The sequence below is a fragment of the Streptomyces sp. BRA346 genome (assembly GCF_052851135.1).
This window is the reverse complement of record NZ_JAIWIH010000010.1, coordinates 113,707-137,360: the sequence shown is the minus strand read 5'-3', so window position 1 is coordinate 137,360 and position 23,654 is coordinate 113,707. Positions and strand designations below refer to the sequence as shown.

Here is a 23,654-nt window from a genome sequence, read left to right as displayed (position 1 = left end):
GCGGACACAGGGGCGGCACAGGAACGGTCAGCGCTTCATCGCGAAGTCATCGCAGAGTCAAGCGATAGGCGAGGGGCGAACGACCGGTGATCAGCACCCGCAGCCCGGACACCGGCAGATCGCCGCCCATCCAGGTGTAGCGCTCCCCCGGGTCCACCACGGCGGGCTGGCGCGGGCCGCTGCCGTTGCCCGGGCCGAAGGTGATCACGTCATCGCCCGAGGTGTACGTCCCGTACCCCTTGACCAGCTGGTACGTGTCCTTCTGACCGGGCACGGGCTCGACCCCGGTGAGGGTGCCGCCGCTGCGGAAGCACAGTTCGAGGGCGAGCGGGACCGCGGACTCGCCGACCTCGACGTCCAGGTTCCAGCCGCCGTCCGCCTCGGTCGCCCGCACCTCGGTGTGCAGGGTGCGCCACTCCTTGGGGCGGTGCGGGAAGTCCATCGCGGACCAGAAGCGGCCGTCGTCGGTCAGCGGGTAGCGCCCGTCGGGGCGGCGGTGCTGCGGCGGCAGCGGCAGGTGGTATCCGGCGCGGACGTCCGCCCACAGCCGCCAGCCGTCCGCCGTGCGCTCGACGTTCTCGGCGCGGAAGTGGCCGAGCGAGAAGAACTGCGGGGACAGCCGCAGCGAGTCCAGGATCGCGGCGCCCTTGCGCCACTTGAAGAAGGTCGGGTTGGTGGACAGGCCCGAGGATATGGCGTGGACGTCGGGGAAGTCCGTGCCGCCGAAGAGGGACGTACGGGTGGCGCCCCGGCCGATCCGCACCAGCCCGCTGTCCTTGTCGTGCCAGGTGAACTCGGACGGCGCCGCGGTGGCCTTCGGCAGCGGCGCGGCCAGCTCCGGTTCGTCCAGCACCTCGGCGAGGAAGTCCCCGAGCGGGGTCTCGTCGAAGGTCTGGTCCGCCCCGCGCCGCTGGACGGTCTCGGCCATGGCCGCGAAGCGCCCGTCCTTGTCGCGCAGCGCCAGCGCCCGGTACTGGAGCCAGTACTCGGACAGATGCTTGACCGTCTTCTGGTCCTGGCGGCGCGAGTGCACCGTCTCCACATCGCCGTTGGGCTCCACGAGGTGGAGCGTGGCCTCCAGGTTGCGGCGCACGTTGTCGTACAGCTTCGGCCGGTCGGTGAGCCGGGCGAGGGTCAGCAGCGCGGGGTTGGTGACGATGGGCGCGTAGGTGGCGCTGCGCTCGCTGTACTGCCCGCGGTCGTACTGGTCGATGCCCTCGGCCAGCCAGGTGTCGATGCGGCGGGTGTAGCGGGCGTCGGGCCAGAAGGAGTTGATGCGGGCGAGCGCGGCGCACACCTTCCAGCGGTGGTTGGGGGTGTGCAGCCCGCCGGTGGCGAGCCCCGCCCCGGCCTTGCGGAGGATGGTCTTCAGGGTGGCGCGGATCGTGGCGGTGGACGGATGGTCGTCGTCGTCCAGCAGGCCGTACAGCAGCCCCAGGTCGACGATCGAGAAGGCGGTGTCCGGCGGCGAGTGCACCGCGCCCTGGTCGAAGAGGCCGTCGTCGAACTGGGCGGCGGCCAGCGCGTCGGCGAGCCGGGTCATCGGCGCGATGAGCGCCGCGTCGTGGTGGTGCTCGGCGTCGGCCCACACGTAAACGGAGGTGAGCAGCCGCAGGCTGCGGGCGGCGGGGCGGGCCTGGCCGAGGTTGTTCAGCTGGGCGAGGGTCGCGTCGAGCCCGTCCACCACCTCGGCCACCCGCTTGTCGGCGGCCTTGGTGAGCAGGTCCAGGAACGGCTTGTCGGTACGGGCCGAGGCAGACGCCCCCGGGGCGCCCACGGCCAGCAGTCCGCCGACGGCGGCGGTTCCGGCGAGGAAGTGACGGCGAAGCAGGCTCATGGGTGGTGCTCCGTGGCTCTGGCGGCGATCGCGAGGGGGCCGGGGACGAGGAAGAGGAGGGGCGGGTAGGCCCAGGCGCAGACGGCGGCGGTGGCCACGGCCAGCAGCAGGACGAGGCTCGCGCGGGGCGTGCGCACACTGGCGTACGCGGCCGAGCGCAGCGCGGTGCGCCAGCTCGTCGCCGATTCGGGGCGGGCGCAAGCGCGCAGCAGGACGACCGTGAGGAGGCCGCCGACGACGAGCAGCGCGGGCCGGAAGACGACCGCGCCCGGCAGCCCGGCCCCGGCCGCGAGCGCGTTGAACAGCAGCAGCGCGCCGCCCGCCAGCATCCCGGCCCCGGCGAGCAGGTCGCCGGGGCGCAGCCGGGCCCGCAGGGCGCGGAGGTAGCCGCCCGCGGTGGCGGGGGCGTCCTCCCGTACCCGCCGGTCCAGGACGGCACAGGCCGTGGACATGGCGGCGGGGGCGGTGATCAGCGGCAACGAGGCGGCGGCGGTGGCCAGCCCCACCGCCAGGACGTCGGCGAAGAGGGCGAAGCGCGGACCGGTCAGCTCGCCCGGTTCACGGGTGGTCGCGGAGGACGGCACGGCGTCTCACCCCTTGACCCCGGAGTTGGCCATGCCCTCGACCAGGAACCGCTGGAAGGCGAGGAAGAAGAGCACGATGGGCAGCAGGGCGAAGACCGACATCGCGAACATCGGGCCGAACGCCGACTGGCTGGAGGCGTCCACGAAGGAGCGCAGGGCCAGGGTCAGGGTGAACTTCTCCGGCTCGAAGAGGTAGATGAGCTGGGTGAAGAAGTCGTTCCAGGTCCAGATGAAGGTGAAGATCGCGGTGGTGATCAGCGCGGGCCTGGTCAGCGGCAGGATGACGCTGAAGAAGGAGCGGAAGGGTCCGCAGCCGTCGATCCGGGCCGCCTCTTCCAGCTCGCGCGGCAGCCCGCGCATGAACTGGACGATGAGGAAGACGAAGAAGGCGTCGGTGGCCAGGAACTTCGGCAGGATCATCGGCCAGTAGGTGTTCACCATGCCGAGCTGGTTGAAGATGATGTACTGCGGGATGAGGATCGCGTGGTGCGGCAACATGATCGTCGCGATCATGAAGGCGAACAGCGGCCCGCGCATCCGGAACCGCAGCCGGGCGAAGGCGTACGCGGCGAGCGAGCAGCTGATGACGTTGCCGAGGACGGCGCCGCACGCGATGAGCAGCGAGTTCCACAGCAGCTGCCCGACGCTGACCTCGTTCACGCCCTCCATCGCGGTGGAGTAGTTGCTCCACTCCAGGTGGCTGGGAAGCAGCTTGAGGCTGGCGATGACCTCGTCGGCCGGTTTGAACGAGGTGGCCACCAGCCAGGCCAGCGGATAGAGCATCACCAGCAGGACGGCGATCAGGCAGACGTGCAGCACGATCCGGCTGGTGGACCGTCGCTGGGCCACCGGCGCGTCGGCGGTGATCGGGGCGGTGGTCATCGGGCCCCCTCGTTGTTGTCGTTGGCGTAGAAGACCCAGGCCCGGGAGGTCCGGAAGAGCACCGCGGTGACGACGCCGATGGCGAGCAGCAGCGCCCACGCCATGGCGGAGGCGTAGCCCATGTGGGAGGCGGTGAAGGCGCGGTCGTAGAGGTAGAGGGTGTAGACGAGGGTGGAGTCGGCGGGACCGCCCTTGCCCGCGCTGACCGCGAAGGCGGGGGTGAAGACCTGGAACGCCTGGATCATCTGGAGCACCAGGTTGAAGAAGAGCACCGGGGACAGCATCGGGATGGTGATCGAGCGGAACTGCCGCCACCAGGACGCCCCGTCGACCGCCGCCGCCTCGTACAGCTCGGCGGGGATCTGCTGGAGCCCGGCGAGGAAGATCACCATGGGGGCGCCGAACTGCCAGATGGTCAGCAGCGCGACCGACAGGATCGCCCAGCCCGGCTGGTTGATCCAGCCGCCGATGTCGATGCCGACGCCGGAGAGGAGGTTGTCGACGGTGCCGCCGTCGTTGAAGATCGCCCGCCAGACGAGGGCGATGGACATCGACGCGCCGAGCAGCGAGGGGGCGTAGAACGCCGAGCGGTAGAAGCCCTTGCCGCGCTTGACGGACTTCAGCGCGATCGCCACGGCGAGAGCCAGCACCAGCTGCAGCGGCACCGCGATCACGACGTACGTCAGCGTCGTGACGACCGAGCGCCAGTAGCGGGGGTCCTCCGTGAACATCTGCGTGTAGTTGCGGAGCCCCACCCACTGCGGGGCGTCGAACATGTCGTAGTCGGTGAACGACAGATACAGCGAGACGGCCATCGGCAGCAGCGTCAGCACGGTCGCGCCGATCACCCATGGCGACAGGAACACCCAGGCGGCGCCCTGCCTCTCGCGCTTCGGTGCCCGCTTGGCGCGCGCGGCGGGGGGCGCGGCGTCCTGGGGGCGGGTCGCGGTCGCGGTCATTGCCTCAGCTCCGCCTTCGCCTCGGTGATGTAGTTCTCCGCCGCCTCACGCGGCGACATGCGCTCGTACGACACCTGGTCGTAGTCGCGCTGGAAGGTGGACTGCAGCGAGGCGTCGCCCTTGGGCGGCGCGGCGGGCGGATCCTTGAGCTTGCCCTCGAACTGCTTCTGGTACGCGGAGATGACCTGGTCGAAGCCCTCCAGCTTGGGCAGCACCTTGTCCCGGATCGGGTCGTTGGCCGGAATGCCGCGGGTGGCGCCGAGGATGGCCCCGGCGGCCCGGTCGTTGAGCAGGAAGTCGATGAACTGGGCGGCTTCCTTGGGGTGCTGGGACGTGGCGGACGCCCCGAAGAACATCGACGGCTTGTAGTACAGGGCGGGCTTGCCGTCGTCACCGGCGGGCAGCGGGGCCAGCTTCAGCTCCTTCCCGCCCTTCCCGACGATGGCCTCGTAGCCGCTGGACGGGGCGTCCCAGTTGAAGTCGGAGACGGCCTTGAGCCGCCCGAGCGGGGTGTTCTCCACCGCGCCGTCCATCTGGGTGGTCTGCTCGGCGGGGGCCACCAGGCCCTCCTTGCGGAGCTTGCTGCACCACTCCCAGTAGCGGGTCAGATCGTCGGCCGTGAAGCCCAGGCCGCCGTTCTCGGTGTAGAGGGCCTTGCCCCGGCCGCGCAGCCAGATCTCGAAGACGTCCTCGCTCTGGCCCGGGTCGGTGGAGCCGACCCGGCCGCCGATGTCCTTCTTCGACGCCTTCAGCTTGCGCATCGCGTCGGTCCAGTCGGCCCACGTCCAGTCGACCGTCGGCTCGGGGACGCCCGCCTTGCGCCACAGCGCCGCGTCGTACGGTATGGCCTCGGCGCCGCGGGCGACCGGCAGCGCGTACTGCTTGCCGTCCACGACCCCGGTGGCCAGCAGCCCCTTGTCGATGTCCGCGGTGCGCAGCTCACGGTGCTTGCCGAGGTCGAGCAGGATGCCGGAGGTGGCGTACTGGTTGATCTGCCGGTAGTCCAGCTGCATCACATCGGGTGCGTCGCCGCCCGCGGCCTGGGTGGCGAGCTTCGCCTTGTACGTGTCGAAGCCCGCGAAGGACGTGCTGATGTCGACGTTCGGGTGACGCTTCTCGAACAGCTTGACGGCCTGCTCGGTACGGGCCGCCCGGTCGGGGTTGCCCCACCAGGTGAACCGCAGGGTGACCTTGCCGCCCGAGCCGCCGCCCTCACCGCCGCCGCAGCCCGTGAGGGTCCCGCCGAGTGTGAGGACGAGAGCCAGGGCGCAGGACGCCTTTGTCCCTTTTTTGCGCATCGCCGGACCGACCTCCCTCCTGTGATGTGCCGATGTGCGTGTTCATGCCTGTTCGTGTGGGGGGATGCCGGTGCTTATTCGCCGTAGTACGGGAGCGTCGCGCCGGGCAGTTCGTACTCGTCCCGGCGGCCGCACATGCCGTAGCCGCCGCGGCGGCTGGGCCCGGTCGCGGTGACCTTCGCCTGTGCGAGATGGGCCGGGTCGCCCGCGGCGAGCGCGGTCAGCTGTTCACCGGTGCGCCGGGCCGCGGCGAGCGCGCCGTCCCGCCAGCGCGGCTCCCAGTCCTTGACCTTGGGGGCGACGATCCGCACCGCCGCCTCGTGGAAGGCGCGCAGCGGCCCGTCGTCGCCCTTCTCGGCGGCGGCGCGCAGGGTCAGATAGCCCTCGACCGCGAGGTCGCGGCGGCGCCGGGCGGCCGCGTCCGCCTCCGGGCCCTCCTTGGCGGGCAGGGCGGCGGCCGCCGCGTAACGCTCGGGGTCGGCCAGCACCTCGGGCGGAAACGTGAACACCGCGTCCCCGGCCTCGGGCAGCCCGCTGTTCTGCATCAGCACGGTCACCTTGAGGCCGCCGCCCTGCACCATGCGGTGCACCGTGCCGGGGGTGAACCACACCACCGCGCCCGGCTCCAGGGGCGTCTCGGTGAAGCCGTCGGCCACGGTCAGGGTCTGGACGGCGCCCCGCCCGGCGGTGACCACGTACGCCTCGGTGCAGGCGAGGTGGAGGTGGGGGCTGCCGCCGCACACGCCGTCGGCCGCCTCCCATTCGTACGCGCTGATGTGGGACATCCCCACGCCACCCGGCAGCGGGGCGGGCATCGCTGTCATATGGCTCACCACCCGTGGTTCTTGAGGTAGCTCTCGGCGCGCGTCCGGTCCCACGCGCCGTCGGCGACCACCACGCGGTAGCGGTAGCCGAAGGACTCCCCCGGCGGCAGCTCGAACTCCTCGAAGAACGCCCACGAGGGGGCCACCGAGGGGATCGGCTCGGAGCGCACGAACCAGTGGGAGGCGTGGATCGCGTCCTTGTTCTCCGGCGCGTGCGCGAAAAGCAGCGTCGAGTGCGCGTCGATGTCGTCGTGCTCGCCGGTGAAGGCGACCCAGGGGGCGTCCGCGGCCGGGGTGCCCATCAGGTCCGAGGCACCCGCCTCGCCCTCGCCGCCGCGCCCGTCAGGGCCGAAGGCGTCGCCGCCGGTGAAGTCGCGGGGGCCGCGCCAGTTGAGCCCGGTGTACCCGGCCATCTCACGGCCCGCGGTGGTCGGGGAGCCGAAGTGCAGCGCCTCGCCGCGGATGTTGGTGAGGTCGATGGACCAGTCCAGGGCCCAGGTGCCCTCGTCCGCCTCGACGGAGTGCAGCTCGATGGTGCGCAGCTCGCGCGCCCACTCCTGGCCGCCGTTCTCCACCCAGGTGAGGTTCTCCGTGAAGCGCAGCCGGTCGTCGGTGACCGTGAACTCCTCGAAGCCGTCGTGCCGCATCGAGCCGACCCGCTCCTCGACCCGCTGGTAGCCCTGGTCGGGGCCGAGGTAGGAGTTGCCGCCCCAGAAGTTCTGGCCGGACAGATGGCTGGACGTCATCTGGAGGCCCTTGTGCCAGCGGTGGTCGTTGGGCCGGTAGCCGGAGACCGGGCTTCCGGCGAGGGTGCGCAGCGGGTGGGCGTACGGCTTGCGGGCCTCGAAGGCGTCCGGGTCGGGCGCGTAGACGTAGGCCATCAGCTCGACGCCGCCGGAGGCTACCGAGATCCGCTCGCCGTGGGTGTGGGTGACGGTGATCTGCTGGGTCATGGCGGCCTCAGCTCTCCTTCTTCGCGACGTTCGTGGCCTGCGGTGCCTTCGGAGCCCACTCGGCGTGGTGTCCGTGCATGGCGTCGTAGTACGGGTCGCCGGGCGCGATCTCCCCCGCGTGCACGGGCTGCCCGGTGAAGGCCGCCTTGTAGAGCGCGGCGATGAATTCGAGGGTGCGGCGGGCGTCCGGGCCGCTGCCCGGCGGCCGTACGCCGTCCCGCATGGCGTCCAGCAGCCCGGTCAGCTGGGCCGCGTGGGAGCTGGGCAGATCGGCGGCGGGGGTGCGCCAGCGCTCCTGCCGGGCGGGCTCGTCGCGCACGTGCGGGGCGGGGGTGTAGACCCAGTCGTCGTTGCGGTGGCCGTAGAGGTGGGTCAGCTCGACGGTGGCGTCCGCGCAGTCGATGCGGATGCGGCTGACCTCGTCGGGCGAGAGCACGCTGTTGACGACGGTGGCCATGGCGCCGCATCCGAAGCGGACCAGCGCGGTGGACACGTCCTCGCTCTCCACGTCGTGCACCAGCCGCCCGGCCATGGCGCGGATCTCGGTCCAGTCGCCGAGGAGGTGCAGCAGCAGATCCATCTGGTGGATGCCGTGGCCCATGGAGGGGCCGCCGCCCTCGCTGTCCCAGCGGCCGCGCCACGGGACGGCGTAGTACGCGGTGTCCCGGTGCCAGGTGGTCTGGCAGTGGGCCACCAGCGGGCGGCCCAGCGCGCCGGTGGTCAGCAGGTCCTGGGCGTGGACGGCGCCCGAGCCGTAGCGGTGCTGGAAGACCACGGACGCGTACGGCCCGCCCGCCTCCGTTTCCGCCGCGGCGATCTCGTCGTACTCGGCGAGCGTCAGGCACAGCGGCTTCTCGCACAGCACCCAGGCACCCGCTTCGAGCGCGGCCACCGTCTGCTCGCGGTGGAGGGACGGCGGGGTGCCGATGAGGACCAGGTCGGGGCGCTCGGCCTTCAGCATCGCGGCCACGTCGGGGTAGCCGGCGACGGTGAATCCGGCGCTCTCGGCGGCCATCGCGCGGAAGGTGTCGAGCCGGTCCTCGTCCACGTCGACCGCGGCGACCAGCTCGACCCGGTCGGCGTGATCGCGCAGGGCGGGCAGATGGCTGCCCGTGACGATGGCTCCGGTGCCGATGACTGCGGCGCGGATACGGGCGGTGGCTGCTGAGGCCATGGAGTGGGGCTCCTCGCCAACGGGACGGAAAGCGCTTGCTGGGGGACGACCCTAGGCACGGCGCGGATGTCAGGACAAGACCCCGGCGAGCAGATTCCCGCGCCCGTTCCCGGTTCGATACACGATGGCCGCGACGGCGCTGACCAGTGAGACCGTGACTCCGCCCACCGCTGAAGCGGCGAACTTCCCGCAACGGCGGCTAAGCCGTCGCGCAGAGGGCCAGCCCGACCCTATGGAGGACGTTGAGTGCGCCTACGCGGTCGGCGTTCTCGACGAACCCGCACTTGAGACACTCGAACTTCGCTTGGGTAACGCGGTTCCCGTTTGAGACATGCCCACAACCCCCAGCGGCCAGTGGGCAGGTGCGGGAGGTGTTGCGGGCTTCCACCGGGACCACTCGGCGACCGGCACTTTCAGCCTTGTTCGCCAGGATCCGGAGGAACTGCCCCCAACCCGCGTCGAGGATGCTTCGATTCAGCCCGGCTTTGGCAGCGGCGCCGTTCGACAGGAACGCACCGGGCTGCTCGGGGTCGGGCTTGGACGCAGGGGCCTTGGTCATGCCCGCCGTGTTCAGCTTCTCGTGCCCGATCACGTCATGGTCACGCACGAGGGCAAGCGCCTGCTTGTGGTGATGGTCGGCCCGCTGCCGCCGGGCCCTGGCGTACAGCTTGGCCACCTTCCGGGCCGCCACCCGGTGCGGCTTTGTACGGCGCTTCGTCCCCTTGGGGAACGTCGCAAGGTGCCGCTGGGCAGCGGCCAGCTCCTTCGCCATCGTCTCCAGGAACCGCGGATTCTGGACATGCAGGCCGTCCGAGTCGGTGAAGAAGTACACCGTGCCCATGTCAATGCCGACGATCGATCCTGTGGCCGGAAGTGGCACGGCGGGCACCTCATCACACGCGAGGACGATGTACCAGCAGCGGCCTTCCCGCTTGACGCTGATCGTCTTGACGCGGCCCTTCACGGGCCGGTGCTGGTGCACCTTGACGTGCCCGACGCCTTGAAACCGGACGCGGGTCGCGGGGTCCTGTGGGGTGGAGTCCCAGCGACAGCCGTCTCCGTCCCTGGGGAAGGTCACAGTGTCGAAATGCCCGGCACCCTTGAAGCGTGGGTAGCCAGGCTTCTCGCCATTCCTCACACGTCGGAAGAACGCGGCGAACACCTTGTCCAGGCGACGCAGCGTCGCCTGCTGCGAACTGAACGACCAGCGGCCCTGATGCTCCGGGTCTAACGCCCGTATCTCCTTGAGCTGAGCCGATTGGTTGCCGTACTTGATGCTCGTCTTCGAGGCATGCCGATAGGCGTCCCGGCGCTCCTGAAGAGCGCCGTTGTAAAGCGAACAATGGTCCCGCAACATCTCCGTCAAGGCCCGAGCCTGGCGGACGGTGGGTCGCATCAAAAACTTGTACGCACGCAGCAACGCCCCCCACCTCCGCATCTCCCCTGGTCAAAGCCGGTGCAAGCACTCTACCGGCCACCGCTGACATCGCGGCGGGCTTCGCCGCTTTGCGACTCCGATCCAGAGATTCGGTATCCCCCACCGCCAAAGCCGGTCCTTCCGAAAGGAGGCATGATGGACCCGGCCCCACCAGCGCACCCGGTGTCCCACGGGCGCCCAGGTGACCATCCAACGGAGGAAACATGGCAGTGACCCTGGCCGATGTGGCCGCCCGGGCTCGGGTCTCGGCGGCGACCGTGTCGCGCGTCCTGAGCGGCAACTATCCGGTTGCCGAATCGACCCGGGCCCGGGTGCTGCGCGCCGTCGAGGACCTGGAGTACGTGGTCAACGGCCCGGCAAGCGCTCTCGCGGCCGCCACGTCCGATCTGGTCGGGGTGCTGGTCAACGACATCGCTGACCCCTTCTTCGGCATCATCGCGGGCGCCGTGCAGTCCGAGATGGGCGCGCCGGGCGGGCCCGGGGGCAACGGTGGCTCGGGTACGTCCAATGGCTCCGGCGGCGAGTCCGTGCGCGGTGGCGAGAAGCTGGCCGTCATCTGCAACACGGGCGGCTCGCCCGAGCGCGAGCTGAACTACCTCACCCTGCTCCAGCGGCAGCGCGCCGCCGCCGTCGTCCTCACCGGCGGCGCGGTCGAGCACCCGGACCACGCCGCAGCGGTCGCCGCCAAGGCGTCCCGGCTCGCCGCCTCCGGCACCCGGGTGGTGCTGTGCGGGCGGCCCCCGATCGAGGACGCGATCACCCTCACGTTCGACAACCGCGGCGGCGCCCGGCGTCTGACGGAGCATCTGCTGACCCTCGGCCACCGCCGCATCGGCTACGTCGCGGGCCCCGCCGACCGCACCACCACCCGCCACCGGCTGGAGGGCCACCGCGAGGCCCTGGCCGCGGCCGGGCTGGCCGAGGGCGCGGAACAGCTGACCGTCCACGGCCTCTACGACCGCGCCTCCGGTTACGACGCCACGCTCGAACTCCTGCGCCGCGACGCCGGTCTGACCGCCATCGTCGCCGCCAACGACACCATCGCCCTCGGCGTCTGCGCGGCCCTGCGCGACCAGGGACTGCGCATCCCCGAGGACGTCTCGGTGGCGGGCTTCGACGACCTCCCCTTCAGCGCCGACGCCGTCCCCGCCCTGACCACGGTCCGGCTGCCGCTGCACGACGCCGGGGTACGCGCCGGACGCCTCGCCCTCGGCCGCGAACCGCAGCCGCCGGGCGGGGTGGCCATGGTGCGCGCCGAGCTGATGGCCCGCGCCTCGACGGCGCCCCCGCGGCGCTGAGGGCGGGGGCTGGCGGAATGACAGAGGTATCACTGCGCGAGCCCGGCCCCGGCGACCTGGGGTGGATCGTCCACCGGCACGGCGTCGAGTACGTCCGGGAGTACGGCTGGACCACCACGTTCGAGGCCCTGGTCGCCCGTATCGTCGGGGACTTCGGCACCCGGCACGACCCGGCGTACGAGCGCGTGTGGATCGCCGAGCGCGACGGCCGCCCCGTCGGGTCGGTGATGTGCGTACGGGACGAGGCGCCCGCGACGGCCCGGCTGCGGCTGCTGTTCGTCGAACCCGACGCGCGGGGCCTGCGGCTCGGCGAGCGGCTGGTGACGGCGTGCGTGGACTTCGCCCGCGCGGCGGGCTACCGCGAGCTGGTGCTGTGGACCACCGACGTCCAGGCCGCCGCCCGCCGGATCTACCAGCGGGCGGGGTTCGAGCTGACCGCCGAGGAGCCGCACCCGGGGTACGGCGCGGGGCCCGTGACGGCGCAGGACTGGCGGCTCGTCCTGCTCACGTAGCCGGTCAGCCGCCCGGGAAGATCACATCGCTGCACGAGTAGAAGGTCTGGTCGAAGTGGCTGGCCTGCCAGATCATGAAGACCACATGGCGGCCGGTGCGCCCGGGGGCGTTGACGGGGATCGAGACGGTGACCCCGTTGAGGCTGGGCTCGGTGGAGGGCTCCCCCGCCCCGGGCGCGATCTTGCCGGTCTGGGCGACGAGTTCGAGGTTGCTCCAGCGCAGCGGCTGGGTCGCGGGGTCGTAGCCCTGCTTGGTGACGTAGATGCGGTAGTAGTCCGCGCCGTGCTTGGCCTGGTCGTGGTTCTTGAAGGTGAAGCTGGTGCCGACCGACGTGGCCGCCCACTTCCCGGGCACGTCCATCGCGTTGTAGCGGCCGGACGAGGTGTGCCCGGCGCTGCACAGCTGCCCGTCGGGCAGCGCGGCCTGGTGGTTGCCCGCGACCCCTTCGCGGTAGAGGCCGTTCCAGTTCCACATGGCGTTGGTGTCGGTCTGCCACGCCTGCCAGCACATGGGGTCCCTGGTCTTCATCTCCGGGTTCTGGAAGTCACCGCCCCACCGCTTCCAGCAGCCGTAGTTCCGCGACGCCGGGCCGATGGCCGACCCGTGCGCGTCGGCGGTGCCCACCAGCGCCACGGTGGTCAGCAGCGTCGCGGCCGAGGCGACGGCGGAGGCGCGAAGCCCCCATCTCCGAACATGCCCATGACAACTCATAACGCCTCCAGATCCGCTGCGAAGGTGTGCGGGAGGGTGTGCGGGAGCGCTCCCACTGTAGGACGGGGATCATGAGGCGGCCAGACGTCTGACGGCCGTTCCGCACCCTGCCGTCATGCTGCGGTCGCATCCACGGTCGCCTATGCGGTGGAGCCGAGTTCGGCCCGTGGAGCGATCCGCGGCGGGCCTCCCGACTGCGATGGTCATGCCGGAACGGGCCTGCCCACCACGGACACCGAGGACCGCGCATGCAACCACTCCGTCACGCCGAACCTGTCGAAGCCGCCGAACCCGTCGAAACCGTCGACCCAGTCGCAGCACCCGCCGCCGTCCGCCCCGGCCGACTCCGCACCGCGTGGCGGGCGGCGCACGAACCCGTCGCCGGAGTGTCCCGTCGGACGCACCTCCTCACCTGCGCCATACCGTTGGCCGTCCTGCCGTCCAGCCTGTGGAGGCTCCCGGCCGCGTTCGACCGCGGGATCGGCGTCGGCGAGCGCGCGTACGTCGTCTTCCTGTCGGCCCTCTCCGAGGCGCTCGCGTTCACGGCGTTCGGCCTGATCGCCCGGTGGGGCGAGGTGTTTCCGCACTGGCTCCCGTTCCTGCGCGGCCGCCGCGTCCCGCCGAAGGCGGCGGTCATCCCGGCCGCGACCGGAGCCGCCCTCCTCACGGTTCTGTTCACCCTCCTGGCGCCCGTCGCCGAGTTCAGGGGCACGACGATCCGCGGCGACGACCTTCCCGGCGATTCCCCGAGCGAGGTCGGCGGCTGGGAGACCCTGTCGTTCTTCGTCTGCTACGCGCCGCTGGTTCTGTGGGGGCCGTTGCTGGCCGTGCTGACCGTCGCGTACGGGAAACGCCGCCGGGCGGAGCCGCGAGGGTGATTTGATCTTGGTGACGACCTGATTCAAGAGATTCCCCATGCGTGACCCAAGGAGTTAATTGATGAGCAAGATCGAGCAGACCGTCGAGATACCCCACCTGGGAGGGTCGACCGTCGGGTACACCTTCGCCAGGCCGTACGACCCCGCGCTCCCGACGCTGGTCCTGATCAACTCGTACACCACCTCGGCCGAGCTGTACCGGCCGCAGTTCGCCGACCCGGCGCTCGCGTCCGCCGCCAACCTGCTCGCCCTGGAGCCCTACGGGCACGGCCGCACGAGGGCCTCGTACCCGCACTTCACCTTCTGGGACAGCGCGATCGCGAACCTCCAGGTCCTCGAGGCCCTCGAAATCCGCGAGGCCTTCGTGCTGGGGACCTCGCAAGGCGGCTGGGTGGCGGCCCGCATGGCGCTGCTCGCCCCGGACGTCGTGAAGGGCATCATGGCGCTCGGCACGTCGATGGACTTCGAGAGCCCCCGCAGCCGCGACCTGGGGTGCTGGGACGGCGTCGAGTTCAACACGCCGCTCGTCGACGCCCTCGCCGACCCGGTCGGCGAGGACTGGGTCGTACCGGACGAGCTCGTGGACGCGGTGCTCGACACGGCCCTGGGCGGCGTCTCCGACGAAGAACGCGACTTCTGGCTCGCCACCTACCGCGCGAACTACACCGGCGACGCGGGCCGCCACCGCCTCCGCCTCAGCACGGTGAACCTGCGCGACCGCGACGGCCTCCACGGCAGGCTCGACGAGATCCGCTGCCCCATCCTGTGGCTGCACGGCACCGCGGACCAGGTGTACTCGGTGGCGAACGCCCAAGAGGAGATACGGATGTTCACCCGCTCCCCCGAGGCGCGCCTCGACGTCATCGAGGGCGGACAGCACTTCCTGAGCGCCTCGCACCCCGCGGAGGTCGACTCCGCGGCGATCGATTTCCTGAAGCGCTGGGCCTGACCGACGCTCCCGGGGCGGTGCTCGGGCGACGGTCACGCCTGCGGTGCCCTGACGTACGTGCCCGAGCACCGCCGTGGGCATGGCGCGGGTGTACGGCAGGCCCAACCTCGACCGGATCGACACCGGCCGACTGCGGTCCCCGCTGGTCACCCCTCGCCGAGCTGTCCATCGGCCATGGGGGCCCGCTCGTCGTCGGAAATGGCCAGAACCGCCCAGACGGCCTTGCCCACCACCGCCCTCGGGGTCACACCCCACTGATCGGCGAGTGCATCCACCAGGAAAAGTCCCCGACCATGCACGGCTTGGAGGGGTGGAGTCATCAGCCTGGGGTGCGGGTCGGCCGCGTCGTGAACCTCGATCCGTACGCTATCGCCCTGATGCAGGTAACGCGTCTCGATCTGACGTCCGGCCACGCGTGCATGACGCACGGCGTTCGTTATCAACTCGGACAGCACCAGGAGCGCGACTTCTTCCACAGTGGGCAGGCCCCAACTCGCCAGTGTTTTACGCAAGTCGGCCCGCGCCCGGGCGACGCAACGAGGGTGGCGAGGCCAGCGCCTCACCACCGTACGCTCATCCGGACTGGTCAGCTCTGACTTCATGGCGACAAGCGTGCAGGTCAGAACTCGATGTGGCCCGCGATTCCGGTTCCGGCCGCACCCTCCAGGAGGCCGTCACGGCAATCAACGCTCTTGCAGCGGCGAGTAATGTCGCTGCCGTGCGGGACCTGCTCGACGCAGTCAAGGAGAACGCGGGGTTCTGATGGCGACGCCGAACGAACTGACGGCCATGCGGCGAGCGATCGCCATCTCCGCCCAGGGGCTCGGAACGACGAGTCCCAACCCGCCCGTGGGGTGCGTGGTCCTCGACCGCGAAGGCGTACCGGTCGGAGAGGGGTACCACCACCGCAAGGGAGACCACCACGCCGAGGTCAACGCGCTCACCGCAGCGCGCGAGCGTGCCGAGGAGGGCACCGCGGTGGTGACGCTGGAGCCCTGCAACCACCACGGCCGTACGCCGCCGTGCCGACAGGCCCTGATCGACGCCAAGGTGTCCCGCGTCCTGATCGCGGTCATGGACCCCACCTCACGCGAAGAGGGTGGCGCCGCGGTACTGGAACACGCCGGTATCGAGGTGGAGCGCGACGTCCTGGAGCGGGAAGCGCTGCTTGTCCTCAGCCCGTGGCTGCACTCGCTGCGTACGGGACGGCCGTACCTCACCTGGACATACTCGGTCGACGCCTACGAGCCCCATGACGACCGAGGCATGAATGAGCTGCGCCGCACACACGACCTGGTGATTCGGCAGAACGGAGCGATTGAGGAAGGAGTGCCGGGTAGCCACGGCGAAGATGCCTTCCGAGTCCCGCGCCCCTCGCTCGCCAGCGATCCCGAGAAGGCCCTGTCCGTCCTGACCGAGGCCGGGGCGCGTACGGTGCTCATCGAAGGTCGCGCCAACCCGGCCGCACGGTTGTTCGCCAACGCCGTGGATCGCGTGATGATCGACGCACCGGGCACAGCCCCCTCGTCCGGGCACGTAAGTGAGTCCATTCCTGACGGATACCGGCTGACCGGTGTGGAGCCGTTGGGCGCGGGCGTTCGCATGACCGGGGAAAGGGCTCTTCAAGCCTGACGTCGGGAGAGGAACAGCCTGCGCCGCGCCCGGTCGACGTCGGTGACGGTGACCGTCACCTCGTCGCCGGTCGCAACGGCCTCCTGCGGAGTTGCCACGGGTGTCGAGGTGAGTTCTTGAAGAGGGACCAGGCCCTCAACGCCCTCGGCGACCTGGACGAAGGCACCGAAGGGGACCAGTTTGGTGATCTGCCCCCGAAGCCTCCGGCCCACCCCGACGCTGTCGGCGAACTCCTGGAACGGGTCCGGCTGTCTCGCTCTCAAGGAGAGCCTGGCCTCTCCATTCCAGGTGTCGAACTGAAGGAACACACAGGACACACGCTGCCCGACCTGGACGACGTCCGAAGCGGCCTCGAAGCGTCGCCAGGACAGTTCGGGGATCGAGATGAACCCGACGCCGGGGAAGATCGGATGATCGGGGCCGTCGTCCAACGCCACGAACACCCCGAAGCGTTCGATCGCCGCGATCGTGCCGGAAAGGATCTCGCCGCGGTGACGTGATGCCAGGAACGCCCACAGTTCCGGATCCGGACGGACCCGTAGCCCGATCGCGGCGTCGAGGTTGTCCGGGGTGATCTTCTCCAGACGGAGAGCGCTCGTCATCCACGAACCATAGGCCGGTCGACGCGCACCCGCGTGGCGTCAATTCCTGCGGCGACGCCCTTGTCCATAGGGCCCGTGCCGGTCGTGTGCCCGCCATTCCTCCTCATGAATGTCACGGTCTTCGCCGTCCGCCCTGCTGCCGGGAGTCGCGATGATCTCCCCGCTCTTGACCTTGGCCATCATCGAGGCGAGGTGGCGGTCGGTGCATTCATCGCTGAAACGACCGCGGTCGCGCTCGGGCGGCGGTCCCTGTGGGAGAGGCGGGACCGGCTTGAGTGCGAGCTGCTTTACCTTGTGGCCGTTCTGATGCGACCGTGATGACGTACCGCTCATTTATGCCCCCCATGTCGCTGAAAACCCCCTGCCAGCGTGCAGAGATCATTCCCCGAAAAGGGTGCGAGGAAACGGGTTTTGCCCCCTCAATCGGCCGACAACCTGGGGCACGAGCGGCGCCACGTTCTCGAAAACCGCTCGCGTCAGGCGGTCCGTACCGCAAGGATCACCCCATACGCACCGCAGGTGCGCACGGCACGAGAGCAAGGGTGTCTCCCCTGAGTACGCAGCACCTCATCGAGTGGACCGAGGACGGCGGGCCCCGGACCGCCCAGTGGCGTTCCGAGAGCGGCGCGCCGCCGCCGCGACGGGTTGTGGTCGCGGACGACCGGATGACGGCCGACGCCGCTTACCGTCTCGTCTGCGAGGGCACCGCGCTGCTGTGGCGCGGGGACTACCAGGGCGCCCGGCAGCTGCTCGCCGCGCTGGCGCGGCGGGTCGACCGGGGGCCGCGGCGGCCCCGGGGGCGGCGCGGACCGGCGGAGAGCGCGGCCGAGGCGTTCCACCGGCACCGGCAGGAGCAGGGGCGGCGGGCCCGGCTGCTGGGCATGCTGCTCGTACCGCTGGACGCCGACCTCGCCGTACCGCTGCGCCGAGCGCCCGACGTGCGGGAGGCGTGCGCGCAGGTGTACGGCGCGGCGCACGGCCCCTCGGTGATCTCGCTGCGGGAGTTACTCGGCCTGATCGGCGCGCACGAGTGGCGCGAGAAGGGCGTCGAGATCCCGGCGCTCGGCGGCGACCGTGTCCATCCGTACTACGGGGTCTTCTCGCCGGTGCGCGGCGAATACGTCGACCTGGTGGCCGAAGCCCCGCTGCCCGCCTCCCGCACGGCCGCCTTCGACATCGGCACCGGGTCGGGCGTGCTGGCCGCCGTGCTGGCGCGGCGCGGCATCGAGCGCGTGGTGGCCACGGACCAGGACGAGCGGGCGCTGGCCTGCGCGCGGGAGAACGTGGCGCGGCTGGGGCTCGCCGAACGGGTGGAGGTGGTCCGCGCGGACCTCTTCCCGCCGGGCCGCGCCCCGCTGGTGGTCTGCAACCCGCCCTGGGTCCCGGCCCGCCCCAGCTCGCCGGTCGAGTACGCCGTATACGACCCCGGAAGCCGCATGCTGCACGGCTTCCTGAACGGGCTCGCGGACGCCCTCACTCCCGGCGGCGAGGGCTGGCTCATCCTCTCCGACCTCGCCGAGCACCTGGGGCTGCGGACCCGTGAGGAGTTGCTGGGCGCGTTCGAGGCCGCGGGGCTGCGCGTCGTCGACCGGCTGGACACCCGCCCCGCCCACCCCCGCGCCGCCGACCCCACCGACCCGCTGCACGCGGCCCGGGCGGCGGAGGTCACGTCACTGTGGCGGCTGGCAGCGGGGTGAGGAATGGTTTGGGGTCGCCGGTCCTGGGTTACCGGTTTCCGGCACGGCAGGATTGACCTCGCCCCTGCCGAGCCCCCACGACCCATGGAGCCCCCCATGAAGCTCGCCTTCTCGACCCTCGGCGTCCCCGGTATGCCCATGACCGACGTCGCCCGACTCGCCGCCGGGAGCGGGTACCACGGTGTCGAGCTGCGCGCGCACCCCGAGGAGCCGGTGCACCCCGGGATCGGGGCGGACGAACGCGCGCGGGTGGCCGGGGAGTTCCGGGACGCCGGAGTGGACATCCTGACCGTCGCCGGGTACGTACGGGTCGCGGCGGAGGGCCCCGACGAGCCCGTGCTGACGGGGCTGCGGGAACTCCTCACGCTCGCCCACGACCTGGGCGCGGCCAACGTCCGCGTGTTCCCGGGCGGCGGCGACCGGGACCGCGCCGAGGCCGACGCCTCGGCCGCCGCCCGCCTGGGCGACGCCGCGCCGTACGCCACGGAGCTGGGCGTACGGCTGCTGCTGGAGACCCACGACTCGCACCGCACCGGCGCCGACGCGGCCCGCGTCCTCGGGCCGGTCGGGCACGGCAGCGTCGGCGCGATCTGGGACGTGATGCACTCCTGGCTGGGCGGCGAGGACCCCGCCACCAGCTACGCGGCGCTCTCGCCGCACCTGGGCTACGTCCAGGTCAAGGACATCGCCTCCGCGGAGGACACCACTCCGCTGGCGCTGGGCGCGGGCGTGCTGCCGCTGACCGAGTGCGTGGAGCTGCTCAGCCGTGAGGGCTGGGACGGCTGGCTGTGCTGGGAGTACGAGAAGCGGTGGTACCCGCAGGCCCAGGAACTCCCGCCGCTGCTGGCCCCGGGCCGGGACCACCTGCTGCGGCTGCTCGCCGACGCGGCCTGAGCCGGAGGAGGCGAGCGCCACCCCGCCCACCGGCAGGGCCGCCTCGGCCAGCGCAGCGGGAGGCGGCGGCGGGCCTGGGCATCGCGGCCGACGTCCCCCCGCCTGAACCGGAACCCCCCGAACCCCCGTTCGCAAAGGCCTCCGGGGCACCTTTCAGGCGTACTCCGGTTCGAGGGACGGGTCCGGGACACTGCGCCAGAACGCTCCCGGTACGCCCCGCGCGGATCGTACGATCGAGGCGAGGTGAGGGGGCCCATGGACATCTCCTCCCGGTGGTGCACGGCGCGGGGCGCGTTGTACTTGTTCGGCAGCACGACGAGGCAGGTCTCGCCGGGCCTGACACCGAAGAAGCCCGCCTTCCTGTTCAGGGCCCGGGTGCGCTTGCCGCGCTCCCACAACCAGACGAACCCACCGCCCAGAAGGCTGGTCACCAGCCCCAGCGCTATGTTCGCGAGCGCGGAAAGAATCGCTCCCCCTCCCCTAACGGATCGATCCTTGCGAGCCGATCTCCCACCCCATTCTGCCCGGCCCGGGCGCGGACCCGGACCGCTCGGCGGGGCGTCCCGTCGCCGTGCTGTTGGGGAGTCTCCGCACGGCGGTATCCGGCTGCCCGCCAGGCCACGCTTCGCCGCCTCTTGACGAACGAAATCGTCTGCTACTGAACGAAGTTGAACCGAATCTCCGGTTCCCATTGACCGGGCCCCACCCGGCACACCAGCGTGTCATATGAACGCCAGTCGCCCCCTCCAAAGCTCATGGAAGGAGTGCGGGTGCACAAGCCGACCTCGCGCCGCACCTTGCTCGCCGCGGCGACCGCTGCCGTCGCCAGCGCATGCAGCCCGCGGACATTCAGCTCGCCCGCGACGTCCGCGTCCGCGGCCTCTTCAACGTCCACATCCGCCGCACCCTCGGCGTCCGCGGCGACGCGCCGCCCCGCCCCCAGCCGGAGCAGTGACCGGGACCGCGCCTCGGCCCTGCTCGGCCGTATGACGCTGGACCAGAAGATCGGCCAGCTCTTCGTCCTGTCGGTGTACGGGCACTCCGCCACCGCGCCCGACCCCGGCGACGCCGCGGCCAACCGCAAGAAGTACGGCGTGGGCAGCGCCGCCGAGCTGGTGGCCAAGTACCACCTCGGCGGGATCATGTACACCGAGTGGGCGCACAACATCCGCGATCCGCGGCAGATCGCCGCCCTCTCCAACGGCATCCAGAAGGCCGCCCTCGACGGCCCCGCGGGCGTGCCGCTGCTCCTCTCCACCGACCAGGAGCACGGCATGGTGGCCCGGATCGGGGCGCCCGCCACGCTGCTCCCGGGGGCGATGGCCCTCGGTGCGGGCGGCCACGTGCCGGACGTCCGGGCGGCCGCCCGGATCGCCGGGGCGGAGCTGGCCGCGCTCGGCATCCGGCAGGACTACGCGCCGGACGCGGACGTCAACGTCGACCCGGCCAACCCGGTGATCGGCATCCGCTCCTTCGGTGCCTCCCCCAAGGCGGTCGCCCGGCTGGTCGCGGCCCAGGTCGAGGGGTACCAGGGCGCCGGGGTCGCGGCCACCGCCAAGCACTTCCCCGGGCACGGCGACACCTCCGTGGACAGCCATGTCGGGCTGCCGACCATCACCCACTCCCGCAGGGAGTGGGAGCGGCTGGACGCGCCGCCGTTCCGGGCCGCGATCGCCGCCGGGATCGACTCTGTCATGACGGCGCACCTGCTGTTCCCCGCGCTCGACCCGGCCGACGACCCGGCCACGCTCTCCCGCCCCATCATCACCGGCGTCCTGCGCGAGGAACTCGGCTACGACGGCGTCGTGATCACCGACTCGCTCGGCATGCAGGGCGTGCGCGAGAAGTACGGCGACGACCGGGTGCCGGTGCTCGCGCTGAAGGCGGGCGTGGACCAGCTGCTGACCCCGCCCGATCTGCCCGCCGCCTGGAACAGCGTGCGCACGGCGGTACGGAAGGGCGAGATCGGCGAGGACCGGCTCGACGCGTCGGTGCTGCGCATCCTGGAACTCAAGGCGCGCCGGGGGCTGCTGGACGAGCCGTACACCAGCCGCCGCGCGGTGGACCGTACGGTGGGCACCCGCGAGCACGCCGCCACCGCCGCGCGCATCGCGGACCGCACCACCACGCTGATCACCAACCGCGGCGGGCTGCTGCCGCTGTCCCGCCGCCGCCACCGCGAGCTGCTCGTGGTCGGCGTGGACCCTGCCGCCCCGACCGGCACCGGCGGCCCGCCGACGGCCGTCCTGGCCCGCGCCCTCGACGCGCTCGGCTTCACGGCGAAGGCCCTGTCCACCGGCACCGGCAGCGCGCCCGACCCGTCCCCGGGACGGATCGACGAGGCGGTCGCGGCGGCGCGCGAACGGGACGCGGTGATCGTGCTGACCCGCGACGTCGACGCCGGGTCCGGCCAGCGGAGGCTGGTCTCGGAACTGTCCGCCACCGGGCTGCCGGTGGTCCACGTCGCGATCAAGGACCCGTACGACATCGCCCAGTTGGGCAACGACCCCGGCGCGTCGCTGGCCACCTACGGCTGGACGGACGTCGAGGTCCGCGCCGCCGCCCGGGTCATCGCCGGGAAGCGGGACCCGCGCGGACACCTGCCGGTGGCGGTGCGCCGCGCGGACGCCCCGTCCCGTGTGCTGTACCCGATCGGGCACGGGCTCTCGTACTGAGGCGGGTGGGCGGGGCGGCAATCCCCCACCCCGCCCCTTCCCGAAACCGGGGGAACCCCGGACCCCCCCGCAGCCTGCGCCGCGACCCGGCGGCTGAAGCAGCCCGCAAGACCGCGCGGATCCCGGCAGCGAGGTGAGAACGGTCCACCGCCCGCCCCGGCCGCAGGCCGGGGCGGGCGGCGCAGGCCGGGCTCACGGGCCAGGGTGTTACGGCCACGGGCCCCGACACCGGCCCAGCCAGAGGCGCCGGGCCCGGGCGGGCCGGGGCGGCACAGCCGCGGACCCCGACACGGACCCTGGCCCGGGCCAACACAGGTCCGGGCCAAGGCCAGAGACCGAGGCCAGGAGCCCGATGCCAGGGCCCCCGGGCGCCGGGCCGGGGCCACACGGCAGCTGGCCCCGGCACGGGCCCAGGCTCAGGGCGAGCCCGGGGCCCGGGGCTGGGCTTACGGTCGGAGCGCCGGATCGCGCTCCACCTCACGGCGGTCCAGCTCGGCGTCGCGGGGGGCCAGGGGCTTGGACGAGGCGGGGACGCCTGCCCATTTCTGGACCGCGGCCGTCGCCTTCGCCTTTTCGGGCGCCGTCAGCTGGGCGATGTTGGAGCCGTGGTTGCCGCCGGGGGCCGTGTAGACGTAGGAGTCGCGCGCGCCCTTGCCCAGGCGGAACGGCTCGGCGCCCCACGGGTCGTTCTCGCCGTAGACGAACAGCATCCGGTTCGCGTCGTGGCGGACCCAGCGGTCCACGTCCCGCATGGCACCCGGCTTGAAGCGCATCGGGATGTCGCGCGGGACGTAGTTGCGCGGGTTGTAGATGCCCGGGTAGCGCAGCAGACCGTCCAGGTGCGGGGTCTTGAAGGTGGGGGCGCCGAGTTCGGTGCCCGCCTGGTAGTAGTACGGGGTGTACGTCTCCAGGCCCTGGTCGGTGTAGGCGGAGAAGCCGGAGATGTCGTCGATGAACGTGTAGAGGTCATCGGTGGAGGCCGTGGTGGCGGGGACGTCCGCGCAGTCCTTCAGCAGGTGGTACTGCCAGAAGGCCCACACCAGGTCGAGGACGACGTTCTCGTACGCCTTGTCGGCGCTGCCGACGACCGTGAACGTCTGCTTCTCCTCGTCGGCCCACTTCTGGTACCGCGCCACGATCTCGTCGCGCCGCACGAGCGCCTCGCGCTGGACCGCGTTCAGCTTGGTGCGGCATTCGGCGGTGCCGACGCCCGCGAAGAAGCGGTCGTAGGCCGAATCCTCGGCGTTGACCACGTCGTTGGGGGCGACGTAGGCGATGGTGCCGGCCATGTCCTTCGGGTAGAAGCGGCGGTAGTACGTGGCGGTCATGCCGCCCTTGCTGCCGCCGGTGGCGAGCCACTTCTTGCCGTAGACGCGGTGCAGCGCCCGGTACAGCCGGTGCTGGTCGCTGGCGGCCTGCCAGATGTCGAGCTTCGACCAGTCGGCGGGCTGGGGCCGCGACGGTGTGAAGAACCGATACTCCATGGACACCTGGTTGCCGTCCACGATCTGCGTGGGCTCACTGCGGCGCGGCGTGGTGTTGACGTTGTAGCCGGAGGTGAAGAACACCGTCGGCCGGTCGGTGGCCTTGTGCAGCAGGGTGAACCGCTGCTTGAAGGTGCTCTTGGACGGATGCCGGTGGTCGACCGGCTGCTGATAGGTGAAGACGAGGAAGCGGTAGCCGTCGTACGGCTGCTCCTCGACGAAGCTCATCCCGGGTATCGCCAGGACGCGTTCCTTGATGTCCGGCTCGCTCGCGGGGGTGGCCGCTGCCGCCGGTGCGCTGCCCGCACCGGCGCCGACCGCCCCCACGATTATCACGAGCGACAACAGCCATCTGAGCGCCTTGCCCATTCG

General features: G+C 71.5%; 21 protein-coding genes and 1 pseudogene. 9 read left to right on the top strand and 13 right to left on the bottom strand.

Annotated elements, in window-relative coordinates; all coding sequences use genetic code 11:
* Positions 1 to 46: 46 nt before the first annotated feature.
* The 9 genes from LCH29_RS15645 to LCH29_RS15605 form a co-directional block, all read right to left on the bottom strand.
* The gene (locus LCH29_RS15645) at positions 47 to 1,837 is read right to left on the bottom strand and encodes a hypothetical protein (protein ID WP_446462340.1); all 1,791 of its coding nucleotides are present in this window, start codon (positions 1,835 to 1,837) and stop codon (positions 47 to 49) included.
* On the bottom strand, positions 1,834 to 2,421 hold the full coding sequence (locus LCH29_RS15640) for a hypothetical protein (protein WP_446462339.1): 588 nt from the start codon (positions 2,419 to 2,421) through the stop codon (positions 1,834 to 1,836). Before LCH29_RS15640 ends, LCH29_RS15645 begins: the two co-directional genes overlap by 4 nt.
* A 6-nt stretch (positions 2,422 to 2,427) precedes the next feature.
* The gene (locus tag LCH29_RS15635; RefSeq protein WP_446462338.1) at positions 2,428 to 3,303 is read right to left on the bottom strand and encodes a carbohydrate ABC transporter permease; all 876 of its coding nucleotides are present in this window, start codon (positions 3,301 to 3,303) and stop codon (positions 2,428 to 2,430) included.
* Positions 3,300 to 4,262 (bottom strand): carbohydrate ABC transporter permease, encoded by a 963-nt coding sequence (locus LCH29_RS15630; RefSeq protein WP_446462337.1) that lies wholly within the window; start codon positions 4,260 to 4,262, stop codon positions 3,300 to 3,302. Before LCH29_RS15630 ends, LCH29_RS15635 begins: the two co-directional genes overlap by 4 nt.
* A complete protein-coding gene (locus tag LCH29_RS15625) occupies positions 4,259 to 5,560 on the bottom strand; it encodes an ABC transporter substrate-binding protein (RefSeq protein ID WP_446462336.1) in 1,302 nt (433 codons plus the stop codon). Before LCH29_RS15625 ends, LCH29_RS15630 begins: the two co-directional genes overlap by 4 nt.
* 74 nt (positions 5,561 to 5,634) lie before the next feature.
* Complete coding sequence (locus LCH29_RS15620; protein ID WP_446462335.1) at positions 5,635 to 6,384, bottom strand: cupin; 750 nt, start codon at positions 6,382 to 6,384, stop codon at positions 5,635 to 5,637.
* Between the two features lie 5 nt (positions 6,385 to 6,389).
* The gene (locus LCH29_RS15615) at positions 6,390 to 7,337 is read right to left on the bottom strand and encodes a DUF6807 domain-containing protein (RefSeq protein WP_446462334.1); all 948 of its coding nucleotides are present in this window, start codon (positions 7,335 to 7,337) and stop codon (positions 6,390 to 6,392) included.
* A gap of 7 nt (positions 7,338 to 7,344) precedes the next feature.
* A complete protein-coding gene (locus tag LCH29_RS15610) occupies positions 7,345 to 8,511 on the bottom strand; it encodes a Gfo/Idh/MocA family protein (RefSeq protein WP_446462333.1) in 1,167 nt (388 codons plus the stop codon).
* A gap of 199 nt (positions 8,512 to 8,710) precedes the next feature.
* Entirely contained in the window at positions 8,711 to 9,931 is a 1,221-nt protein-coding gene (locus LCH29_RS15605; protein ID WP_446462332.1) for an RNA-guided endonuclease InsQ/TnpB family protein, read from the bottom strand.
* A 221-nt stretch (positions 9,932 to 10,152) separates the two neighbouring features.
* Between LCH29_RS15605 and LCH29_RS15600 the strand changes: the two genes are divergently transcribed.
* Both LCH29_RS15600 and LCH29_RS15595 read left to right on the top strand, forming a co-directional pair.
* Complete coding sequence (locus LCH29_RS15600; RefSeq protein WP_446462331.1) at positions 10,153 to 11,247, top strand: LacI family DNA-binding transcriptional regulator; 1,095 nt, start codon at positions 10,153 to 10,155, stop codon at positions 11,245 to 11,247.
* Positions 11,208 to 11,759 (top strand): annotated as a pseudogene (locus tag LCH29_RS15595) (GNAT family N-acetyltransferase); the annotation flags it as partial. The gene LCH29_RS15600 and the pseudogene LCH29_RS15595, both read left to right, overlap by 40 nt.
* 4 nt (positions 11,760 to 11,763) lie before the next feature.
* Here the strand turns inward: LCH29_RS15595 and LCH29_RS15590 are convergent.
* Positions 11,764 to 12,471, bottom strand: coding sequence for a lytic polysaccharide monooxygenase auxiliary activity family 9 protein (locus tag LCH29_RS15590; RefSeq protein WP_446462330.1), 708 nt, complete (start codon positions 12,469 to 12,471; stop codon positions 11,764 to 11,766).
* A gap of 248 nt (positions 12,472 to 12,719) precedes the next feature.
* On the opposite strand from LCH29_RS15590, the gene LCH29_RS15585 reads away from it, so the two are divergent.
* Together LCH29_RS15585 and LCH29_RS15580 are read left to right on the top strand one after the other, a co-directional pair.
* Positions 12,720 to 13,349, top strand: coding sequence for a hypothetical protein (locus LCH29_RS15585; RefSeq protein ID WP_446462329.1), 630 nt, complete (start codon positions 12,720 to 12,722; stop codon positions 13,347 to 13,349).
* Between the two features lie 61 nt (positions 13,350 to 13,410).
* Positions 13,411 to 14,298: an alpha/beta fold hydrolase gene (locus LCH29_RS15580; RefSeq protein ID WP_446462328.1), complete on the top strand. Its 888-nt coding sequence runs from the start codon at positions 13,411 to 13,413 to the stop codon at positions 14,296 to 14,298.
* Positions 14,299 to 14,444: 146 nt separating this feature from the next.
* Here LCH29_RS15580 and LCH29_RS15575 read toward each other — a convergent pair whose 3' ends face one another.
* Complete coding sequence (locus LCH29_RS15575; protein ID WP_446462327.1) at positions 14,445 to 14,900, bottom strand: ATP-binding protein; 456 nt, start codon at positions 14,898 to 14,900, stop codon at positions 14,445 to 14,447.
* A gap of 160 nt (positions 14,901 to 15,060) precedes the next feature.
* Here LCH29_RS15575 and ribD point away from each other — a divergent pair, with 160 nt between their 5' ends.
* Positions 15,061 to 15,930, top strand: a complete 870-nt coding sequence (ribD, locus tag LCH29_RS15570; protein ID WP_446462326.1) for a bifunctional diaminohydroxyphosphoribosylaminopyrimidine deaminase/5-amino-6-(5-phosphoribosylamino)uracil reductase RibD — start codon at positions 15,061 to 15,063, stop codon at positions 15,928 to 15,930.
* Here ribD and LCH29_RS15565 read toward each other — a convergent pair.
* A complete protein-coding gene (locus tag LCH29_RS15565; RefSeq protein WP_446462325.1) occupies positions 15,921 to 16,532 on the bottom strand; it encodes a S1 RNA-binding domain-containing protein in 612 nt (203 codons plus the stop codon). The genes ribD and LCH29_RS15565 overlap by 10 nt on opposite strands.
* A 551-nt stretch (positions 16,533 to 17,083) precedes the next feature.
* Here LCH29_RS15565 and LCH29_RS15560 point away from each other — a divergent pair.
* The 4 genes from LCH29_RS15560 to LCH29_RS15545 all read left to right on the top strand — a co-directional run bounded on the left by LCH29_RS15560 (position 17,084) and on the right by LCH29_RS15545 (position 21,798).
* Positions 17,084 to 18,229, top strand: a complete 1,146-nt coding sequence (locus tag LCH29_RS15560) for a methyltransferase (protein ID WP_446462355.1) — start codon at positions 17,084 to 17,086, stop codon at positions 18,227 to 18,229.
* A 96-nt stretch (positions 18,230 to 18,325) separates the two neighbouring features.
* On the top strand, positions 18,326 to 19,123 hold the full coding sequence (locus tag LCH29_RS15555; protein WP_446462324.1) for a sugar phosphate isomerase/epimerase family protein: 798 nt from the start codon (positions 18,326 to 18,328) through the stop codon (positions 19,121 to 19,123).
* A gap of 832 nt (positions 19,124 to 19,955) precedes the next feature.
* Positions 19,956 to 20,078 carry a hypothetical protein gene (locus LCH29_RS15550; RefSeq protein ID WP_446462323.1) on the top strand — a complete coding sequence of 41 codons (123 nt, stop codon included), beginning with the start codon at positions 19,956 to 19,958 and terminating at the stop codon, positions 20,076 to 20,078.
* A gap of 31 nt (positions 20,079 to 20,109) precedes the next feature.
* Positions 20,110 to 21,798 carry a glycoside hydrolase family 3 protein gene (locus LCH29_RS15545; RefSeq protein ID WP_446462322.1) on the top strand — a complete coding sequence of 563 codons (1,689 nt, stop codon included), beginning with the start codon at positions 20,110 to 20,112 and terminating at the stop codon, positions 21,796 to 21,798.
* A gap of 446 nt (positions 21,799 to 22,244) precedes the next feature.
* Here the strand turns inward: LCH29_RS15545 and LCH29_RS15540 are convergent, their stop codons facing one another.
* Positions 22,245 to 23,651 carry a S28 family serine protease gene (locus LCH29_RS15540; RefSeq protein ID WP_446462321.1) on the bottom strand — a complete coding sequence of 469 codons (1,407 nt, stop codon included), beginning with the start codon at positions 23,649 to 23,651 and terminating at the stop codon, positions 22,245 to 22,247.
* Positions 23,652 to 23,654: the final 3 nt, after the last annotated feature.

Coding starts and splice junctions, on each gene's coding strand:
- LCH29_RS15645 (WP_446462340.1), bottom strand. CDS start 1,837: ATGAGCCTGCTTCGCCGTCACTTCCTCGCCGGAACCGCCGCCGTCGGC.
- LCH29_RS15635 (WP_446462338.1), bottom strand. CDS start 3,303: ATGACCACCGCCCCGATCACCGCCGACGCGCCGGTGGCCCAGCGACGG.
- LCH29_RS15630 (WP_446462337.1), bottom strand. CDS start 4,262: ATGACCGCGACCGCGACCCGCCCCCAGGACGCCGCGCCCCCCGCCGCG.
- LCH29_RS15625 (WP_446462336.1), bottom strand. CDS start 5,560: ATGCGCAAAAAAGGGACAAAGGCGTCCTGCGCCCTGGCTCTCGTCCTC.
- LCH29_RS15620 (WP_446462335.1), bottom strand. CDS start 6,384: ATGACAGCGATGCCCGCCCCGCTGCCGGGTGGCGTGGGGATGTCCCAC.
- LCH29_RS15615 (WP_446462334.1), bottom strand. CDS start 7,337: ATGACCCAGCAGATCACCGTCACCCACACCCACGGCGAGCGGATCTCG.
- LCH29_RS15610 (WP_446462333.1), bottom strand. CDS start 8,511: ATGGCCTCAGCAGCCACCGCCCGTATCCGCGCCGCAGTCATCGGCACC.
- LCH29_RS15600 (WP_446462331.1), top strand. CDS start 10,153: ATGGCAGTGACCCTGGCCGATGTGGCCGCCCGGGCTCGGGTCTCGGCG.
- LCH29_RS15590 (WP_446462330.1), bottom strand. CDS start 12,471: ATGAGTTGTCATGGGCATGTTCGGAGATGGGGGCTTCGCGCCTCCGCC.
- LCH29_RS15585 (WP_446462329.1), top strand. CDS start 12,720: ATGCAACCACTCCGTCACGCCGAACCTGTCGAAGCCGCCGAACCCGTC.
- LCH29_RS15580 (WP_446462328.1), top strand. CDS start 13,411: ATGAGCAAGATCGAGCAGACCGTCGAGATACCCCACCTGGGAGGGTCG.
- LCH29_RS15575 (WP_446462327.1), bottom strand. CDS start 14,900: ATGAAGTCAGAGCTGACCAGTCCGGATGAGCGTACGGTGGTGAGGCGC.
- ribD (WP_446462326.1), top strand. CDS start 15,061: ATGGCGACGCCGAACGAACTGACGGCCATGCGGCGAGCGATCGCCATC.
- LCH29_RS15565 (WP_446462325.1), bottom strand. CDS start 16,532: ATGACGAGCGCTCTCCGTCTGGAGAAGATCACCCCGGACAACCTCGAC.
- LCH29_RS15555 (WP_446462324.1), top strand. CDS start 18,326: ATGAAGCTCGCCTTCTCGACCCTCGGCGTCCCCGGTATGCCCATGACC.
- LCH29_RS15550 (WP_446462323.1), top strand. CDS start 19,956: ATGCAGCCCGCGGACATTCAGCTCGCCCGCGACGTCCGCGTCCGCGGC.
- LCH29_RS15545 (WP_446462322.1), top strand. CDS start 20,110: ATGACGCTGGACCAGAAGATCGGCCAGCTCTTCGTCCTGTCGGTGTAC.
- LCH29_RS15540 (WP_446462321.1), bottom strand. CDS start 23,651: ATGGGCAAGGCGCTCAGATGGCTGTTGTCGCTCGTGATAATCGTGGGG.